This window comes from Blautia sp. JLR.GB0024 (genome assembly GCF_037000545.1).
GTDB classification, from domain to species: Bacteria; Bacillota; Clostridia; order Lachnospirales; family Lachnospiraceae; genus Blautia; species Blautia celeris.
The window spans coordinates 883,300-902,120 of sequence record NZ_JBANBF010000002.1 but is presented as its reverse complement, the minus strand read 5'-3'; the positions used below and the strand labels follow the sequence as shown (position 1 = coordinate 902,120).

The 18,821-nt window shown below is 45.9% G+C and carries 18 protein-coding genes, 7 tRNA genes and 1 pseudogene; 8 read left to right on the top strand and 18 right to left on the bottom strand.

Features of this window, described 5'->3' with window-relative positions; translation table 11 throughout:
• Nucleotides 1–7: 7 nt before the first annotated feature.
• Complete coding sequence (locus V8Q34_RS08080) at nt 8–1,465, bottom strand: PucR family transcriptional regulator (protein WP_227244920.1); 1,458 nt, start codon at nt 1,463–1,465, stop codon at nt 8–10.
• A gap of 256 nt (nt 1,466–1,721) precedes the next feature.
• On the opposite strand from V8Q34_RS08080, the gene V8Q34_RS08075 reads away from it, so the two are divergent.
• The 5 genes from V8Q34_RS08075 (at nt 1,722) to V8Q34_RS08055 (ending at nt 5,914) form a co-directional block, all read left to right on the top strand.
• A complete protein-coding gene (locus tag V8Q34_RS08075) occupies nt 1,722–2,333 on the top strand; it encodes a GTP-binding protein (RefSeq protein ID WP_227244918.1) in 612 nt (203 codons plus the stop codon).
• Nucleotides 2,326–2,772, top strand: coding sequence for a hypothetical protein (locus V8Q34_RS08070; RefSeq protein ID WP_033143015.1), 447 nt, complete (start codon nt 2,326–2,328; stop codon nt 2,770–2,772). Before V8Q34_RS08075 ends, V8Q34_RS08070 begins: the two co-directional genes overlap by 8 nt.
• Before the next feature lie 20 nt (nt 2,773–2,792).
• Nucleotides 2,793–3,983 carry an MFS transporter gene (locus tag V8Q34_RS08065; RefSeq protein WP_033143014.1) on the top strand — a complete coding sequence of 397 codons (1,191 nt, stop codon included), beginning with the start codon at nt 2,793–2,795 and terminating at the stop codon, nt 3,981–3,983.
• A gap of 47 nt (nt 3,984–4,030) precedes the next feature.
• Nucleotides 4,031–5,035: a uroporphyrinogen decarboxylase family protein gene (locus V8Q34_RS08060; RefSeq protein ID WP_052099651.1), complete on the top strand. Its 1,005-nt coding sequence runs from the start codon at nt 4,031–4,033 to the stop codon at nt 5,033–5,035.
• Between the two features lie 120 nt (nt 5,036–5,155).
• On the top strand, nt 5,156–5,914 hold the full coding sequence (locus V8Q34_RS08055; RefSeq protein ID WP_335835199.1) for a polysaccharide deacetylase family protein: 759 nt from the start codon (nt 5,156–5,158) through the stop codon (nt 5,912–5,914).
• 129 nt (nt 5,915–6,043) lie between these two features.
• On the opposite strand, the gene V8Q34_RS08050 is transcribed toward V8Q34_RS08055, so the two are convergent.
• Together V8Q34_RS08050 and V8Q34_RS08045 are read right to left on the bottom strand one after the other, a co-directional pair.
• Nucleotides 6,044–7,489 carry a DUF2812 domain-containing protein gene (locus V8Q34_RS08050; RefSeq protein WP_335835198.1) on the bottom strand — a complete coding sequence of 482 codons (1,446 nt, stop codon included), beginning with the start codon at nt 7,487–7,489 and terminating at the stop codon, nt 6,044–6,046.
• Nucleotides 7,425–7,805, bottom strand: coding sequence for a PadR family transcriptional regulator (locus V8Q34_RS08045; protein ID WP_052099652.1), 381 nt, complete (start codon nt 7,803–7,805; stop codon nt 7,425–7,427). The genes V8Q34_RS08050 and V8Q34_RS08045 overlap by 65 nt, the downstream gene beginning before the upstream one ends.
• Nucleotides 7,806–8,089: 284 nt before the next feature.
• Here V8Q34_RS08045 and V8Q34_RS08040 point away from each other — a divergent pair, with 284 nt between their 5' ends.
• Both V8Q34_RS08040 and V8Q34_RS08035 read left to right on the top strand, forming a co-directional pair.
• Entirely contained in the window at nt 8,090–9,292 is a 1,203-nt protein-coding gene (locus V8Q34_RS08040; protein WP_033143010.1) for a coenzyme F420-0:L-glutamate ligase, read from the top strand.
• 111 nt (nt 9,293–9,403) lie between these two features.
• Nucleotides 9,404–9,559, top strand: coding sequence for a hypothetical protein (locus V8Q34_RS08035; protein WP_033143009.1), 156 nt, complete (start codon nt 9,404–9,406; stop codon nt 9,557–9,559).
• Between the two features lie 69 nt (nt 9,560–9,628).
• Here the strand turns inward: V8Q34_RS08035 and V8Q34_RS08030 are convergent.
• The 13 genes and pseudogenes from V8Q34_RS08030 to V8Q34_RS27525 all read right to left on the bottom strand — a co-directional run.
• A tRNA-Leu gene (locus V8Q34_RS08030) sits at nt 9,629–9,709 on the bottom strand.
• 41 nt (nt 9,710–9,750) lie between these two features.
• Nucleotides 9,751–9,823: transfer RNA gene (locus V8Q34_RS08025), tRNA-Lys, on the bottom strand.
• Nucleotides 9,824–9,839: 16 nt separating this feature from the next.
• Nucleotides 9,840–9,911: transfer RNA gene (locus V8Q34_RS08020), tRNA-Gln, on the bottom strand.
• Between the two features lie 19 nt (nt 9,912–9,930).
• Nucleotides 9,931–10,004: transfer RNA gene (locus tag V8Q34_RS08015), tRNA-His, on the bottom strand.
• A gap of 33 nt (nt 10,005–10,037) precedes the next feature.
• Nucleotides 10,038–10,111 (bottom strand) — tRNA-Arg (locus tag V8Q34_RS08010).
• Nucleotides 10,112–10,132: 21 nt separating this feature from the next.
• Nucleotides 10,133–10,203: transfer RNA gene (locus tag V8Q34_RS08005), tRNA-Gly, on the bottom strand.
• Nucleotides 10,204–10,231: 28 nt separating this feature from the next.
• Nucleotides 10,232–10,306: transfer RNA gene (locus V8Q34_RS08000), tRNA-Pro, on the bottom strand.
• Between the two features lie 227 nt (nt 10,307–10,533).
• Nucleotides 10,534–11,016: a metallophosphoesterase gene (locus tag V8Q34_RS07995; protein WP_033141865.1), complete on the bottom strand. Its 483-nt coding sequence runs from the start codon at nt 11,014–11,016 to the stop codon at nt 10,534–10,536.
• A gap of 22 nt (nt 11,017–11,038) precedes the next feature.
• A complete protein-coding gene (locus V8Q34_RS07990) occupies nt 11,039–11,638 on the bottom strand; it encodes an XTP/dITP diphosphatase (protein ID WP_033141866.1) in 600 nt (199 codons plus the stop codon).
• Nucleotides 11,639–11,644: 6 nt separating this feature from the next.
• Nucleotides 11,645–12,796 carry a THUMP domain-containing protein gene (locus V8Q34_RS07985; RefSeq protein WP_033141867.1) on the bottom strand — a complete coding sequence of 384 codons (1,152 nt, stop codon included), beginning with the start codon at nt 12,794–12,796 and terminating at the stop codon, nt 11,645–11,647.
• Nucleotides 12,796–13,338 carry a phosphodiesterase gene (yfcE, locus tag V8Q34_RS07980; RefSeq protein ID WP_033141868.1) on the bottom strand — a complete coding sequence of 181 codons (543 nt, stop codon included), beginning with the start codon at nt 13,336–13,338 and terminating at the stop codon, nt 12,796–12,798. Before yfcE ends, V8Q34_RS07985 begins: the two co-directional genes overlap by 1 nt.
• A gap of 38 nt (nt 13,339–13,376) precedes the next feature.
• Nucleotides 13,377–13,706 carry a rhodanese-like domain-containing protein gene (locus tag V8Q34_RS07975; protein ID WP_033141869.1) on the bottom strand — a complete coding sequence of 110 codons (330 nt, stop codon included), beginning with the start codon at nt 13,704–13,706 and terminating at the stop codon, nt 13,377–13,379.
• An 886-nt stretch (nt 13,707–14,592) separates the two neighbouring features.
• Nucleotides 14,593–14,802, bottom strand: a pseudogene (locus V8Q34_RS27525) (tyrosine-type recombinase/integrase); the annotation flags it as partial.
• A gap of 176 nt (nt 14,803–14,978) precedes the next feature.
• On the opposite strand from V8Q34_RS27525, the gene V8Q34_RS07970 reads away from it, so the two are divergent.
• A complete protein-coding gene (locus V8Q34_RS07970; protein WP_335835197.1) occupies nt 14,979–15,191 on the top strand; it encodes a helix-turn-helix domain-containing protein in 213 nt (70 codons plus the stop codon).
• A 238-nt stretch (nt 15,192–15,429) separates the two neighbouring features.
• Here the strand turns inward: V8Q34_RS07970 and V8Q34_RS07965 are convergent, their stop codons facing one another.
• Together V8Q34_RS07965 and V8Q34_RS07960 are read right to left on the bottom strand one after the other, a co-directional pair.
• Entirely contained in the window at nt 15,430–16,917 is a 1,488-nt protein-coding gene (locus V8Q34_RS07965; RefSeq protein ID WP_335835196.1) for a glycoside hydrolase family 43 protein, read from the bottom strand.
• A 95-nt stretch (nt 16,918–17,012) separates the two neighbouring features.
• On the bottom strand, nt 17,013–18,800 hold the full coding sequence (locus V8Q34_RS07960; RefSeq protein ID WP_335835195.1) for a hypothetical protein: 1,788 nt from the start codon (nt 18,798–18,800) through the stop codon (nt 17,013–17,015).
• Nucleotides 18,801–18,821 lie beyond the last annotated feature (21 nt).

Genomic DNA, 18,821 nt, shown 5'->3' with positions numbered 1-18,821 from the left:
TTTAAAATTAAGGCTGATTTTTATGCAGCATCTCATATAATTCCAATACCATGACAGAAAGCTGCATATAATTCCTGGTATAGGCGTCATCCAGATCGGATTCCAGAAACTCTTTTATTTTCCTGATTCTGTATAATAAGGTATTTCTATGAATATAGACATCCTGTGAGGTATTCAGTACGGAGCGCTCATGTTTCAGATAAGAGGAAAAGGTAGCAAACAGGCCGTCCTTCTCCTCCTGTTCCCTTAACCACAGTCTTCTCACATCCGGATGGCAGGCATACACCATATCCTCCATATCGCCTGACAGAAGGATATGGTCTGCTGCCGCCTTATAAAAATCAAAAATACGGTCTGTTTCCCCGGAAAACCATGTTTTCATATTCTGCGCAGATTTTGCCTGTCTGTATAAATGCCATACGTTATAAATCCCTTCCATCCAAAGACTCATGCTCACATCAGCCTCTGTCTGCTCCAACAGAAGCCGGACGCGTTCCCTCTTAAAGCTGCCGCATTTACTGAGATTCCATATGAGAATAAAAGCATTCTCACCGCCTACGATCCTGCTCTCCGGAAATATATTCATAATCGTAGTCCGCAGGACCTCTGCTGCCTTTGCCGACATTTCCGTTCTCTTTGGACACACCAGGACAATCTGGTATTCGTCTGAAACCTTCCAGCCGGCATAATCAAGTTTCCTGGCCAGCTTTTCATCATCCACGGCATCCCGGTTCAGAAGACTGAAGAATACAGAATTTTCAGCGTTCTTCTCCTTTTCTCCCTCCTTCTTTTCCAAATGCTGATGCATAATGTGCAGAAGCATCTCCAGTATCTGATAATCCCCGTAATTCAGCGGTCTTTCTTTTTCTATCACGTTGATCCTCAGAAAAAATTCATTTTGGTATATAAGGGCACCGGTGATTCCTTCACAGTTTAAAATAGTTCCTTTAAAATGAAACGGCAGTATTTTCTCATACTCAAAATCGTGGTCAGGATAGTAAGATTTCATATATTCCAGAGCCTGAATGGAGGAATAACCGTGGCGTGACAGATAGGCCCACTCCCTGTCCACGTCATTCTCCCCATACTGGGAACTCATCCCCAGAACCTTGCAGTCTGCATCAAACATGATCATAGGATTGTGGAAGACACGGAAACAGGCATCCACCAGGTCCTGATATGACCTCTGAAGCACCAGCTCCAGAATATTCTGCTGCCAGTCATCATAAAAGTCAAACACACTCTGGATGATATCAAAACCCTCCGCCAGATTCACATCCCGGAGCCTGATGCTGCCGGATTCCGCAGCGCATATGGTATCACTGCCCTCTGCATAGATATATGCACAGTCTGTGGCGTACACAAGTCTGGCACTTTTCAAGACCGGCGGGTCGCTGTCACTTAAATTTATCTCCATATCAAGAAAATATATCCTGTTCGCGATCATGTGCATACTTAACTTCATAAAGTTCCCCCCTTGTAATAAAACACGCTGTAGTACTAAAGTAAATCATACCATAAAACGTCAAAAAAATACATAATTCGACACAGACAATTAATTTGTGCTTATCACACCAAATGAGTCCTCTATTTTTTCTGTTTTTTGTGCGCTCATCTCCTATTTTTATCTTTCAATTCATTTTATAATTCAATTAATTCAGAAATCTGTGTGCACAGTCTCTCGAATCATCTGCTTCTAATATAGAAAGAGGTGAATCATTATGAAAGTTTTGATCCTGGGAGGATTCCTTGGTTCCGGAAAGACCTCGCTCCTGCTGCAGCTTGCCTATTACATAACCGGACACGCCTTAAATGACAAAAAATATCAAGTTGTGATATTGGAAAATGAAGTCGGGGAGGAAGGCATTGATGACAAGCTGCTGCGGGGAAACGGATATCAGGTTGAAAACCTGTTTTCCGGATGTGCCTGCTGCACCTTGTCCGGCGAATTGCTGTCGACCGTCAGTAAGATTGAAAAAGAACTTCAGCCGGACTGGCTGATCCTGGAGACCACCGGCCTGGCCTATCCCCATCTGATCCAAAAAAACCTGGCTGACAGCATGGCCCTCTCCTCCAGAATCTGTATTGTGGCTGACGCTTCACGCTGGGAACGTCTCCTTGTACCGCTTCATGAACTGATCACAGGCCAGCTTATAAACGCGGATACCGTACTGATCAACAAGATGGACCTGGTCACACCGGATACGCTGAAAGCAGTCGAACGGCAGATACAGGGTATGGGCAGGGTTCCAAAGATTTTCCGGACTTCTGCAAACCAGCCTGTTTCCCACTGTATTTGGGATTTTATACTGGAGGGTGATTCTTATGAATGAAATATCCCACGAAGCTACACACGGACATGACCACCACAGCCACACCCATGAGCATCACGAACACGCCTCCCAATCTCTGCGCAGGAATAACACGATCATCACTCTGAACGCCTATACACAGGATGAGGCCAGTGTTATTTCCCTGGAATGGAGCTCCTGCGAGGATGTAAAACAGACGGAGATCCTGCTGAAACAGCTCTTTAAAAACATTGCCCGGAATATCACCGAACAAAACGGTATCATAGGCCATATCAAAGCATCCATGGAGCGCAGTGAGGTCATTATGATATCCCTCACGGATACGGAAGCAATGAAAAAGGAGGCTCTGTCTCCAACCATAAAAATACATGCTGCAGTCATTGCCCTCTGCATAGATAAAAAGATCCTGACACAGATCGTAGAGTCTGCAATTGACAGCAGCCCCTTATTCTCCATCTGACCACAAGGGAGGAAATCACTATGGCAGAAAAGAAAAAATACACTTTAATGAATACTGTGGCCGTGTTGTCTGTCAGTACCCTGTTATATCTGGCAACCATCAACGCGTCATCTCTGGCCTACATGGTCAAGGAATTTCCGCAGTATGATGTCACTACCGTAAAGCTGTTCTCCACCATCCCGTCCCTTATGATGATCGTCTGCTCTCTGATGTCCGGTAAGCTGATACAGATTTTTCCTATTAAGAAAATTGTGATCGGCTGTGCCTGTATTATGTTTGCTGCAGGTTTCGGAACTTATTTCGTATTTAATCTGCCGGCTATCCTTGTTATGAGGGTTATCTACGGCATGGGGTCAGGAACGGTTTTCCCGCTGGCCAACGCGATCATTCAGCAGTTGTATGAGGGCGAGGAAAAGGCCCGGCTTCTGGGGTTTCGAGCGGGGTTCGGTGCATTGTTCGGTGCTGCCGTCACTATGGTGGGCGGCTGGCTGACCTCCTTTGGATGGCGGCATGCCTTCTGGGGCTATCTGTTTGCAATCCCGGTTGCACTCCTGGTACTCTTTTTCTGCCCCTCCAATGAACCGATCAAAAAGGAACGCACCGCGGCAAATGCCGGAGAAAAAAAGTATACCAGAAAGACCTTCTATGTTCTCCTGTTTGCCATATTTTTTAACGCATGTATGATGTCATTTAATGTGGAACTGTCACTTGTCATAACCGGAGAGAGCATTGGAGGTGCCGGCCAGGTTTCTATGGTTGCATCTACCAATACTATATTTGCATTTATAGCCGGTCTGATCTTCGGAAGTCTGCACAAAAGGACACAGCGGTATATGGCTGTCATTTCCACAGGGCTTGTGGGACTGGCGCTGGCGATTCTTTGTTTTGCCCAGAATTTCGCCCTGTTTATTATGTGCGGAGCAATCTTCGGCCTGGGATTTGGCTTTTACAACCCCACTTACAACCTGCTCATTGCAGGGACAGCAGCAAAACCCAAATTCGGTTCCCAGGCGATCGCTGTGTATACAAGCTGTGTGGGGCTCGGACAGTTCCTCTCCCCTTATCTCATCAACGGTGTGAAAAATCTGCTGAACCTGAATGTATTGAGGGCTGAATGGCGGATTACCGCAGTCTCCACACTTTGCCTGGTGCTTGGCGCCACCATCTATATCGTAGTCACCGGCGGCAACAAGAAGACTTCCCGGGCCTGAACAAACGGATACTCTCTGTGCTTCATCTATAAGAAGGAGGTAATATTATGTTAACTGAAAAAGATAACTATCTGATGACTCTGCGCGGTGAAACCCCAGAATGGATACCAAGGCTTCTGATTCCGTCCCCGGGACATGCTCCGGCTACCGCCTGGGTTGGGCCCGGATTCCTGAACGCCCGCAAGACGCCTATGGGCGGCTTTGATATCTGGGGTGTGGAATACGTTGCCACAAAGGAAACCGGCTATATGTCCCTGCCTAAACCGGGCCGCTTCATACTGGACGACATCTGCCACTGGCGTGATGTCATCAAGGCTCCTGATATTTCACATATTGACTGGGAAACCATGGCGAAAAAGGATCTGGAGCGTGTTGACAGAACACAGACATCCGTGACTGCCACCATACATGTTGGATACTTCCAGCAGCTCATGAATTTTATGGGATTTACAGAAGGCCTCTGCGCCATGCTGGAGGAACCGGATGAAGTCATGGCGCTGTTTGAGTATATGAATCAGTTCTATCTCCAGATATGCAGCAAAGTCAGGGACTATTACAAACCGGATGTATGGGCGATCACAGACGATACGGCAACTGCAACCAATCCGTTTATCTCTGTGGAGATGTACCGGGAGATGATAAAACCCTTCCATGCAAGCGAAGCAAAATTCGCGCAGGAGGCCGGAATCCCCATTGATATGCACGACTGCGGCCGATGTGAGGATTTCATAGAAGACTGGCGTGACTTCGGCGTATGTGCCTGGAATCCCGCCCAGACCATGAATGACCTGGCAGGTATCAAGAAAAAATACGGAAACAGCCTGGTACTGGAAGGCTGCTGGGATTCCTCAGGCCCTGCAGGCTGGCCGGACACCTCCGAGGAGGTTGTCAGAGCTGAAGTCCGCAAATGTATTGATAACTTTGCGCCGGGAGGCGGCTTTGTATTCTGGGCCAGCACATACGGCGCACCGGATGACGAGGCGATCAAAGCAAAAGCACGCTGGATCACTGAGGAATATGATTCCTACGGAAGAAACTTCTACCGGAAATAACCCCCTGCTTTCAGGGCTGTGCGCGGTTCAGGCTGCGCACAGCCCTTTCCCTGTCTGCCGCGTTCTTTTTCTATCCCGGACGGCATATGATGTAAACAACATCTATTGCGGAGGTCTGCCATGTTAAAGAAACTTCTCAACACAGCCATAACACTGCTCTTCTGCGGTGCCCTCGTCCTCTGTGCCGTCACATATCTGCCCGGTGTCATCTCTGTCAGCAGCACAGTGGGAAGCCGTGAGCTCCCCATCTACTGTGTACAAACTGACAAGCCTCAGATAGCCATCAGTTTTGATGCTGCCTGGGGCAATCAGGATACAGCCGCTCTTCTGGATATCCTGGCCAAACACCAGGTAAAGGCCACCTTTTTCATGACCGGCGGTTGGGTTTCCAGTTATCCTGATGATGTAAAAAAGATTTACGAGGCAGGACATGATCTGGGCAACCACAGCGAAAACCACAAATATATGACAAAGCTCAGCGATGAGGAGAAGACGCAGGAACTCATGTCCGTACACAACAAGGTCAAAGAGCTGACCGGCTATGACATGTTCCTGTTCCGCCCTCCTTACGGAGACTATGACAATGATGTGGTAAAAAATGCCCGTGCCAATCATTACTACCCCATACAGTGGGATGTGGATTCTCTCGACTGGAAGGATTACGGCGCTGATGATATCATCAAAAGGGTCACCGAAGATTCCCACCTGAGCAACGGCAGCATTATCCTCTGCCATAACGGTGCCAAATATACCAAAGACGCGCTGGATACTCTCATCACCACACTGCAGGACAAAGGCTATGAATTTGTCCCTGTCTCACAGCTTATCTACAAAGAAAATTACCATATGGACCATGAAGGACGGCAGATACCGGACTGAAAGAAAGACGGCGTATAGTCATAGAAATGTTCTCCCGGCAGACAGCCAAAATACATTCTATTCCCTATACGCCGTTTTTTTATCTCTGCTCCACCGTCCTCCGGGTCCCCGATTCTCCATGCAGACACTTTATAAAATCCCCGGCAATCTCTTCATTTTATCAGCTGCACGGCTGTCAACGATTTCCTTGCTTAACCCCGGGCCCTGGTCCTTGTATCGGATCACCAGTATATAGGGACCGTTTCGTAAAACAGATATCCGGTAAATCACCTCAGCCGGCACATCGCCTGCCGCAGCTCCGTCTGCTGTTTCCTGTTCCGTAGGAATACCTCTCTGATCACTGTAGCGCCGGATATAGATAGAACCGTCCCAATAATCACCGTCTTCCTCATAACCGCGTCGGTTCTCTGACAATTTCCGTATATAATTCAAGACTGCTTTATATCTGGATTTGTATAAAGTATAGGAAAAGTCCTCCCTGCAGATTTCACTCGGGAATGTGTTGTAGCTTTCACTTTCCAGCAAAATACTGGCGTTTCTCGTATGAACTGACCTCCCTTCCTCTCTATCTTCTGCTTCTTTCTTTTCCGTTTCCTCACCTTCCGCATTCTTATTCCCCGCAAAAAGTTCAGAACATTTCAGGAACGGACCATTTCCGGTCATCCATGTATCCTCCCCGGACGGCTCCATATCGAAAATTGTATCTATTTTATACATCCCAAACATCATAATCATTACGGCAGCCATACCGGCTGCAAGGTACCTCCAGCGAAAACCCTTTTTCCTTCTGCTCTGTGAAAAAAGACTCACACTCCAAAAGACAATAAAAAATACTAACAGGTTCGTCAGTGTCCTCCAGTCACGTTCCTGAACAGTCACACGCACCACAGCGATATAGAAAAGTACAACCAACAGCAGGCAAAAAACTTTCTCAGCAATGTCTTTTACCATAAAGACAGAATAAGGTCTGTACAGCACCGGCATTTTCCGTGATAAATTTCTCTTTGCCATCTGACACCAAACCAGATAGGAAACGATACCGGCCAAACCGCCCAAAAGCAGGTACAGTATACAGAACAGCACCAAAATTCCCGCATTACTTTCCAGAAGTGACTTCATTAAATACCCACCCAGTTCCGCACCTCCTGCCAGTACAGGCCAAAAATAAATCAAGGTCCAAAGCACACCCACAAACATCGTAAATGCCGCCTGTTTTCGATACTGGGTCTTCACCGCTTCCATTTTCATTTCCTCATCTGTCTCTATGGGAACGATATCCCTGTCATCGCTCCACAAAATCTGCCTGCACTTCTCAGCACACACAAAATGCCACCCTGCACTCTCACAATAGAACTGAAAATTTCTCGATTCCTCATTCTCACTGCCTTCCCACATGGAAACATCCTTCAGGATGGCAACTGAAAATTTCACATCCTTTGGAGTCTGCCGCTCAAATCCCCAGAAACTCCCCCGGGCGTCTCTCAGCATCCATCCCCGCGCTGCCATTTTTTCAAAGAAGCACTCCATTGCCGGAACGTCCAAAATCCCAAAGTTTTTCCATCTCCAATACAGCATCCCTATCCCCCTCCAATCCGGCGGCCCCGTCCCTGGCCATGGCTAAAATGCGGCGGTACTCCTTTTTCAGGGAGTCATTTCCTTTCTCCGTAATCCTATACCACTTTTTCCGTCCTTCCTGCCTTGTCTCTTCGATCATATCCCCCTCCTGGAATTTTGCCAGAAGCGCATACAGAGTTCCGGGACCAACCTGCACACGCCCGCCCGATAAACCTCTTACTTTTTCCATAATATCCACTCCGCAGCACTCATCCTGAAGCGACATCAGAATATAGTACATGGGCTCCGTCAAACTCTGAAACTGTTCTCTGGGCATACCCGTTTCCTCCTTTTTAAATGTTTTTCTCTTTGATGGTTTTTCCTGACTTTTCCCTGGTTTGGATTCCATTACATCCGAATTCCTGAGCCCCTGATATCGATACTCGATATTTCTTATTTTTATTATAATATCGTATAACAATATTGTCAATTCAAAACGATTCCGGCCAGATACAATTTTTTTGTCGCTTTATGTCAGGAATTACTTGCTTATTTCGGCAACAAACCGTAGAATAGTAATGGTGGCAATGTCCACAAATTTAAAAATGGGGGAATATCATAATGTCTAAAATGGTAGGTACCATATCCCGCGGCGTCCGCGCTCCGATCATCCGTGAAGGTGACAACCTGTCCGAAATCGTAGTGGACTGCGTGCTGGAAGCCGCAAAGAGCGAACCTTTTGAGATTCGCGATAAAGATGTAATCGCTGTCACAGAGGCGGTGGTTGCCAGAGCCCAGGGCAACTATGCCAGTGTGGAACAGATTGCCAAAGATGTACATGAAAAATTCGGCGATGACACCGTTGGTGTCCTCTTCCCGATTCTCAGCCGTAACCGCTTTTCCATCTGTCTGAAGGGAATCGCAAAAGGCTGCAGAAAGATCGTCCTCATGCTGAGTTATCCTTCTGATGAAGTAGGCAATCATCTTGTGGATCTGGATGTCATGGACGAAAAAGGCGTCAATCCATGGACAGACGTACTGTCAGAAGAAAAATACAGAGAATTGTTCGGATACGAAAAACACGTATTTACCGGTGTTGACTATGTGGACTATTATAAAAATGTGATCCGTGAGTGCGGTGCAGAAGTGGAGATCATTTTCGCCAACAATCCCAAAGCGATCCTGGACTACACAAAAAGCATACTCACCTGCGATATTCACAGCAGAGAGCGCACCAAGCGCATCCTGAATGCCAACGGAGCGGAAAAAGTATACGCTCTGGATGATATCATGACACAGAGCATTGACGGAAGCGGATACAATGATACATACGGACTTCTCGGCTCCAACAAAGCCACTGAAGACACGGTAAAGCTTTTCCCGATCCACTGCCAGGAAATGGTTGATTCCATACACAGCTCCATTCTGGAAAAAACAGGAAAACATGTGGAAGTCATGATCTACGGCGACGGCGCATTCAAAGATCCGGTGGGCAAAATCTGGGAGCTGGCTGACCCGGTAGTCTCTCCGGCCTACACAGACGGCCTGAACGGAACACCCAATGAGGTGAAGCTGAAATACCTGGCGGACAATGATTTCGCCGACTTATCAGGAGACGAGTTAAAGGCTGCCATCAAGAATTACATCCAGGAAAAGGACGAGAAGGCAGAAAACCTGAAAGGCACCATGGTAACCCAGGGTACTACACCAAGACGCCTGACAGATTTGCTGGGCTCCCTGGCTGATCTGACCTCCGGTTCGGGAGATAAAGGTACGCCTATTATCTATATCCAGGGGTATTTTGACAATTATACAAAAGAATAGCGGGAATGAAACACCAGGATTATAGTCTTCTATCAGACAGAATCCTGGTGTTTTTCCAATATCCCGCATATTTTATTCTAAGCATACACATCCTATTGCTGAGGTGATTTTATGGCATCCTATATATCCCCGGCAATCCGGGACAAATTTGAAACTCTGTCCATTGATCTGAAAAACTGTATTCTGGAACGAAATGTCCAATTAGAATCACTGCCTGATTTGATCAAAGTTCTGGAAGATATTGTGGCAGAGTCAGAAGGCAGATAAAAGGCCTGAACACAAAAAGGATTCTCCTCTCAGTAAAAATGAGAAGGGAATCCTTTTTTATTTTATTCCTGCGGATAACAGGACTTGAACCTGCACGTCGTAGACACCAGAACCTAAATCTGGCGCGTCTGCCAATTCCGCCATATCCGCATATCAGAAAAAAAATAGGAACAAGCACTTGCTTGTTCCAGTGAAGCATCGGGGATTCGAACCCCGGACAACTTGATTAAAAGTCAAGTGCTCTACCAACTGAGCTAATGCTCCATAATTAGACTTTGAACTGGGCTAGCTGGATTCGAACCAGCGAATGCAGCAGTCAAAGTGCTGTGCCTTACCGCTTGGCGATAGCCCAAGAGCGCCGTAACGGCAAGGGTGGATAGTGGGATTCGAACCCACGGCCTCCAGAGCCACAATCTGGCGCGCTAACCAACTGCGCTATACCCACCATAATCCATTGTGCGTCATAAATACACACAAGCGTGCTTGAAGGGATTCGAACCCCCGACCCACGGCTTAGAAGGCCGTTGCTCTATCCAGCTGAGCTACAAACACATCCTCGGTTTTGCAACCGAAAGCGGGTGATGGGAATCGAACCCACATATCCAGCTTGGAAGGCTGGTGTTCTACCACTGAACTACACCCGCACGGGCATTTCATGCACTTGTTGAAACATCGGGGTGACAGGATTCGAACCTGCGACCTCCTGGTCCCAAACCAGGCGCTCTAGCCAAGCTGAGCCACACCCCGAAAGGTATCTTACCGTCCTGTGCAAGTGCTCTTGCCTGACGCAAGATAAAATATACCATAGGGAAAGTGAAAAGTCAACACTTTTTTTTAGAATATTTATTTCTATTCCATTTTTTTACAAAATGCCCCGGTTTCCCCTTCATCCATTAGCAATTCCCGTCAAATCATATATGACTGCGGGATGGCATCCTTCAGCGGAACTGAAACTGCCATCCCAGCATTTTTCATTATTTCAGATAATTAATTGTATAGTGAGCTTCTCCATCCCTGTCGATTTCCATGAGGATAAAACTCGGCTCGTGTCCCCACTGTCTGGGATAAGAAATACTCCCCGGATTTAATACCGTCAAGTCATCTTCTATCTTCAGTTCAGGTCTGTGGGTATGTCCATACATGGCTATATCAAAGCCCCTGGCCCGCGCCTCCTCCTCAAGGCGGCTGGTTCCCATGGAAACGCCATAGTAATGCCCATGTGTGAGCAGTACGTGGTAGTCCTCCAGCCACAGTTCCTCCTCTCTGGGAAGGTCTGAAAAGAAATCATTATTTCCCGCCACAATATGTACCGGACAGCCTGAGATCGCTTCTATATAATCCTCATGCCCTTCCACATCTCCCAGATGGATCAGATGCTGTATATTTCCCACCTTTTCCAGAACCTTTTCAAAATTCTCCTCGTGACCATGGGTGTCGCTGACAATTAATACCTTCATATTTGAAAGTCCTTTCCATTTATTATAATAAATGTTCCTTTTCCAGCAAAGCTTTCATACTGCGCAGCGCATTTCCCCTGTGGCTCACGTTGTTTTTCTCCTCAGGCGGAAGTTCTGCAGTGCTGCAGCCCCTCTCAGGAAGGAAAAAGATGGGATCATATCCAAATCCATTTTCCCCTCTCTCCTCATAGCCGATGATACCCTCTATCGTACCGCGCGTCACCAGTTCCCTGCCGTCCGGAAATACGGCGGCTATGGCGCACACAAACCTGGCGGTACGCTTTTCATCCGGTACACCCTCCAGGCGGTCCATGATATTTTGGTTCTTGATCCTGTAAGAAGTATCCTCGCCCATGTAGCGTGCGGAATAGATTCCCGGCTCTTTGTTGAGGTAGTCCACCTCCAGCCCGGAATCATCAGCAAGTACCATCTCACCCGCCAGTCTGCAGACTGCACGCGCCTTGATCAGCGCATTCTCCTCAAAGCTCAGTCCATCCTCCACAATATCGGCCTCAATGCCGGCTTCTTTCATGGACAGGATTTCAACCGGCAGACCTTCCATGATCTCCCGTATCTCTTTCATTTTATTTTCATTGCCGGTTGCAAAGATCAATCTTTTCATCTTTTGTTAACTCCTCTTCTTTTTCGGGGGCTTTGGACCCAGGAACTGATAAAAGTACGTCTTGATCATACCATTGTATATCTTCCTGTTTTTATCCGCTTTTCTTCCTATATATCGCTCTGCATCCTCATAAGCGGTGATCAGATACATGGACCAGGAATCCAGTGCCTGATAGCGCTCCCCAATCGTTTCATAGAGAGACGGCAGATTTTCTTTGTCTTCCAGACGCTCCCCATAAGGAGGATTCGTGACAATAAAACCGTATTTCTTAGGATGGCTCAAATCTTTGATATCCCTCTGCTGAAAATGTATCAGCTTGTCAACGCCGGCCCGCTCCGCATTTTCCCTGGCTCCCTTCACCATCTCGGGGTCCAGGTCGTATCCCTGGATATCTGTATCTACGGACAGATCTATCATCCCCTGTGCTTCCTCCCTGACCTCATACCAATGCTTTCTTGATATGAGATGTTTCCAGTCCTCACAGAGGAAATTCCGGTTCATTCCCGGTGCGATATTGGCGGCGATCATGGCTGCCTCAATAGGAAATGTTCCGCTGCCGCAGAAGGGATCCACTAAAATGCGGTCCCTGTTCCATGGAGTCAGCATCAGCAGGGCTGCCGCCAGAGTCTCTGTTATGGGAGCCTTACTTGTCATCTGCCTGTATCCTCTTTTGTGCAGGGAAATCCCTGACGTGTCAATACCAATGGTGGCAACATCCTTCATAAAAGCGACACGGATAGGAAAACTGGCACCATCCTCCTCAAACCAGTCCACATGATACACCGATTTCAGGCGCTCTACCATAGCTTTTTTCATAATGGACTGGATATCGGAGGGGCTGAAGAGCCTGCTTTTGACAGAGTTGGCTTTGGCAACCCAGAATTTTCCGTCCTGCGGAATATATTTTTCCCAGGGAAGGGCTTTTGTCTTCTCAAATAACTCTTCAAAAGTGACTGCTTTGACTTTCGCCACCTTTAAAAGTACCCGTTCTGTGGTGCGCAGAAACATATTTGCCCGAACAATTGCCCCGGCATCACCTAAAAACGTTACTTTCCCGTCCTCCACCTCGCTGATCTCATATCCCAAATCCTGTATTTCCCTTTTTAACACTGCCTCCAGACCAAAATGGCATGGTGCGATCAATTCAAATTTTTCCATTATAATTTTAACTCCTTAACAATCTCCCCGCCAAATCCGCGGATTGAGAACAGACCGTCCTCCAGTACCGCATAGGTGGGAATATTTCCTTCCTTTGGAATGGAAACAGAACCCGGATTCAGAATGGTATAATTTTCTTTCTTTTCCGCACGCAGCACATGTGTGTGGCCGTGAATAAAAATATCTCCATTTTTCAGCGGCGGCAGATTCTCTTCATGATATACGTGTCCATGGCTGGCATAAATAGTGCGCTCACCATCCATGATAATACAGTAATCCGCCATAATCGGAAAATGAAGCACCATCTGGTCCACTTCCGCATCACAGTTGCCGCGTACCACATACAAATCATCTCTATGTTCATTGAGCATGGCAATGACTTCTTTCGGTGCGTAATCTTTTGGAAGATCGTTTCTTGGGCCGTGGTACAGCAGATCACCTAACAGAATCAGACGGTCTGCCTTCTCCGCCTTATATGCCTCCAACATCTTTTTACAGTAATAAGCTGAACCGTGGATGTCTGATGCAAACATGTATTTCATAAGTATATTCTCCTCTGTTTTTCCTTAAACTGTCTAATCTATTTTATTTTACTATGCTCTGAAGGAAAATACAAGTTCGTTCCTTTATATGCGTGGAATCCACCCACAACAGATTTTACACGGAAGCCTCTCTGCATCAGTTCTCTGGCTGCCAGAAGGCTGGCGCTTCCTCTATCGCAGTAGAGCACAAGGATCTTGTCAGCAGGCAGCTCCTCATAAATATCCAGCTCTTCATAGGGAATATTTACAGCTCCGTCAAAATGTCCCGCTTCATATTCTTCTCTGTCACGCAGATCTATAATCATAACATTTCTGTCACCATGATATCTGTCTAAATCATGGGCTGAAATTGTTTCAATACCAGTCATAAGAAATACCTTTTTCTTCTATTATATGCATTCCAAATCCAGGACGTAAATAACAGAAACCACGCAGAGCGTGGTTTCCCTAACATGAATCAGGGAGATTCCGGATTGGTGTCCGGAATCTCCCTGGCTGTATCCTCTTTTATACTAATTAATAGCCGTACTCAGAAGATGTGTTGTTTTTAGAAGAATTTTTGCTGTTGGAGTTCTGTGAATTTTTGCTGTTGGAAGAAGATGCATTCTGAGAGTTTCTTGTTCCACAGTTCTCTGTTCCGTTTTTACTTCCTGAATAGGAATTCTTCTGTGAGTTCTGGGAATTCTGGGAGTTCTGAGAATTCTGGGAGTTCTGGGAGTTCTGAGAGTTCTGAGAATTCTGGGAGTTCTGTGAATTCTGGGAGTTCTGTGAATTCTGGGAGTTCTGTGAATTCTGAGAATTCTGAGAGTTGTTTGCATTAGTGGATTTGTTGCTGCCTGATTCATTGCTATAATTTTTAGCCATGACTTTACCTCCTGGTTGTACATTTTTTATTTACAGTCTTATTATGTCTTTTCTGCCTCAAAATATTCGCCGCAGTTCAATTCTTCTTGTTTTCGTCAATATATCCGTAAAAAAGTAATAATATTCCTTTTTGTCATGCGTATCTCGTCAAAAAAGGATTGCATTTTTTTTCCTTTTATATTATAATATGGATTGTAAAAAGAATTTACCCTTCAAAAATTTTTTTTACATTATAACCCCTTATTTAATTATTTATACTCCCCTCGAAACACCCTGTAGCTCCCCTACAGGGTGTTTCTCTGTCTATTTATAAGGGGTTGGGGGATTTCTGCGATTTACGTCCTTGGAATGTGAACAGTGATAACAAAATTTTTATACCTATAGACAAGATTATACAAACAAGTTCCCTATTTTCTTGATCTTTTCAGCTTTCATATTTGTAATCACATGGCTGTATATATCCAGCGTCATAGTTTTGCTTGTATGTCTTAACAGTTCCTGCATAACTTTAGGCGGGATTCCATTCTCCAGACCTCTGGCAGCAAAGGTATATCTGAGCATATGAGGATAAATATGTTCAAAGTCCTTTACTTTGATATGATACCTCTTAAGTAGACAAAGTAAATAACTAAAGTCTACTTAAGAGGTGTTTTCATGTCCAAATCACCGCATACGCCAGAGTTCAGAGTAATGGTTTCTCACAAGTATCTTGACGGTTTAGGATCATATGACTCTTTGGCAGCTAAATATCAAATCGGCAGCACACAATTAAGAGAATGGATTGCCAAATACAGGCACAAGGATACAGCCAGGTCTATTCCTGGGTAAAGAAATATGATGCTGACGGTGAAGAAGGACTGTCAGACAAGCGTGGTCATCACAAAACAAACGGTGAAGTCAATGAGTTAGAGCGTTTACAGCGTGAAAATCTACGTCTGAAACGCCAGCTTGAAGAAAAAGATATGGTGTTCGAATTGTTAAAAAAATGAAAGAATTTGAAGAGATGTGAGGATTGGAAAATTACTTTACGAATCAAAATATCTGCCAGTGAAGCACTTTTATGAAGATAAGGCGTGGAGTATAAACTGGATGTGTAAGCAGCTTGGGATTTCCAGAGAATGACCACACTTGAAACTGTGTGGCCATTCATCAGTACTTGACTTTAGATATTTTATTTGTCTACTTGACAAGGGGCATATCATACCCCTAACATCGGAAGTTTGTGTTTTACCGCACCACAAACTTCCGAATACTAGCACTCTCCCTCTTATCTCCCTCTGCGAACACCCCGACTACGGTGCCTGTAAAGCACCGGTTCGGTATTCCGGTACACAAAAAACGCACAGAACATTCCGCCGCATTTATGGTATTTCCGTTTATGGTATAAGAAAACATGTATTTGTTTTTGTCTGCCCGCATTGTAAATCCTATTTCTTTACACACAACTTTTTCCCTGTATACTATCTGGTGAAAATCCTCTGCAAATTTTTCCACAACAACGTATCTCTCTCCCGCTTCACAGCTCAGATAGATTCGGTACAGATATCCCGGTGCAAGATAAGCGGCAAGGCCGGACGCAATGCCGTCCCCATGACATTCCAGACTTGTCTGTATCTCACACTCAAAGTCTGGCTGGCGCATGGCCGCAAAGGTCACTCCCATTTGACCGTCCTGCAGTTTTTCCCCAGATGGTCTTAAAGTCAGCTCACCTTTCCCCCTGCTGTAATTTTCCTGAACCAGTGTTCCGATAAAGAGCCATTCTTTTTCCCACTCTTTTTTACAAAAATCCGCCTCAACTGCATTCGTCTTTCTCTGTTCTACTGTTTTGCAGATTTCCTCCTGCAGCTTTGCCTTTCCTCCTTCTATATAAAACCATCCGTCTTCTTTTTTCAGTGGTGTTAAGAAGGTTTCTCTTCCCAGATTTGTCTTGCTGCCAATACAAGGTCTTATAGCGAGATGTACAATGTAATAATTGCCTTCTGCATCTTGAATCAAATCCGCATGTCCACTCTCCAGTACCTGCTTTGAAGTATCATTTCGGTTTGTCAAAATCGGATTGTGAGGACACGGCTCATATCTCCCCCATATACTCCTGCTTCGCGCGGTGGTCACCATATGTCCCCATCCGCTGCCCCCCTCTGCTGCAAACAGGTAGTAGTATTCCCCGATATGATATATATGCGGCGCTTCCAGCCAGCCATTACCGGTTCCTGTCCATATTCTCTTGATATCGCCCTTTACCTTTCCTGTCAAAGGGTCCATTCTGGCAACGGAAATCCCTTCCGGATCCTCGTTTTCCCTGCCCCAGTCATTTGCGCAATAGTACATTTCACCGTCTTCAAAAAACATAGACGGGTCAATCCCATTCATCTCCGTCCACACCGGAGCAGAATACCCCCCTGCGGGAGATTTGGAATGGACAATAAAATTCCCTTTTTCGCTGAATGTCGCCGTAACATAAAAAGTACCATCGTGGTACCGGATCGTGGGTGCCCAGATACCTCCGGATGCCTTTGAAATCTCCATAGGCAGCTGTTCCGGCCTGTCTATACAGTGTCCAATCAGTTCCCAGTTGATCAGATCCACACTGTGATATACTGGAATCCCGGGAAAATATTCAAAAGTACTTGTAACCAGATAATAATCCTTCCCCACACGACATATACTGGGGTCCGGATGAAAGCCTTTAATAATGGGATTGTTATATTTCATCATTTTTCACATTCCTTATCTTAATCATAAGAGACGGACAACAGCGCCTTGCTGTTGCCCGCCTCCTTCCTTCTTCTGTTTCTGGAAAATTTTCTCTATTATTTTTCCAGGGAATCACGTACTTTCTTTGCGTTTTCGATATCTGCCAGTTTCCATTCAATCAGTTCCTGTGCACCCAGGCCTTCGCAGTCACTTACCATCTGGTCCCACAGTTTATCAAACTCTTCGTCTGTTTCTGCATAAACCATTTTCCAGCTTGCTGTTGTGACCTTGTCACTGATAGAGTCAATGGTAAGCCGCATCACATCATCCGGCATGCTTTCAAACAGCTCTACATTCGTCAAATCGCTCTCTTCTACCAATGCATTCTCAGCTTTCAGCCAGTCTGCCCAGGATTCATAGCCCGAAACTTCCTTCCAGGAAGTATGTACTTCATCATTAGCAACAAGTTCTTGCATTTCTTTCCATGCCGTAGTGATACCCGGACGTTTTTCTCCGTTTTCATCGGTATAAGTAGTCGGTACACCACCTTCATTTACAATCCAAGGAGTATTCCACAGAGTAAGCTCTTCCCCTGAATCCAGTTTGTAGCCAGTCATATCTCCGCTTTTCTTTTCTTTAGCAAAATTCATTCCTTTTTCTGTAAAGGTTGCCACGCCATTTTCATCCACATCCCAGATTTCTCCTGCCGGGCCGGAACGTAACCAGAGATAAGCATCCGGGTCTGACATCATATCAATAAAGTTCAGGCAGGCTTCCAGGTTCTCTGTTTTTGCATTTACACCGATAACATAATCGTAGAGGCCGTACGTATTTTCATAATTGAAGTAAATCTTGGTTCCGGGAATCAGATAAGGCATATAGTTCGTTGCCCAGCCAGGCAGAAAACCTGACGGCACCATTGCATATCCGTTGTCTACTTTTGGCTTCTGTGTCGCGCGGTCATTGCTGATACTTTCCGGATCAATCAGTCCGCGTTTATATGCCTTGTTATACCATTTAAGCCCTTCATAATATTTACTGTCTTTGGTGAGGATGGGGGATACGGTTCCCTCTGCCATATTGGCTTCCAGGAGATACGGCAGTTCTGTCACTTCATAGCCCTGGTACTGATACCAGCCGTTCATACATGCCCAGTAGTCCTCATCAGAACCAGAATTGAGCACGGTACCATACATACTGTTTCCATCATCTGCCTGAGGCATTGCTTCCATCATTGCCTGTGCTGCATCCAGCAGGCCGTCCATATCCTTGATTTCCGGGCAGCCGGCTTTTTCATATGCCTCCCACTGGAGTTTTACGCCACGTCTGTCTGTAGAATCATCCAACTGATAGCGGGATGTCTTGCCGCCTACATTTAACGGCATGCAGTATACGCTTCCGGTATCGTTGCTCCGGAATTTCCGCACATAATTAAGCGCTACATCCAGTCCCTCGAAGGACTGTACATGAGGCATCTGGTCCAGATAATCATCCAGGTTCAGCAGCATACCGGACTGAATCATGGCATCCAGGTTATCTGTAGGGATTACCATAATATCCGGCAGCTCACCGCTGGCCATGATGGCATTGGTCTTTTCCTCTGAGTAAGCCCAGACCTCCACGTTAAAGCCTCTCTTGGCAAAATACTCGCCTTTGAATCCATCCACCATACCGCTGGTCAGGTTGGCATCCTTGGGATAAAAGGTGATGGTCGGTACCTCATCCGATGTTGTTGTGCCAATTTCTCCAATGTTGTACTCCTCCTTGGCACCTTTGTCCGCAGTATCTTTGCCTGTTTTACTGGCTGCTTCAGAATCCGAAGAGCCACCGCAGGCTGTCAGTGACAGCATCATCGTTCCCGCAAGAACAGCGGCCATCTGCTTTTTCAAAGATTTTCGTTTCATGTTCTTTCCCTCTCTCTTCTT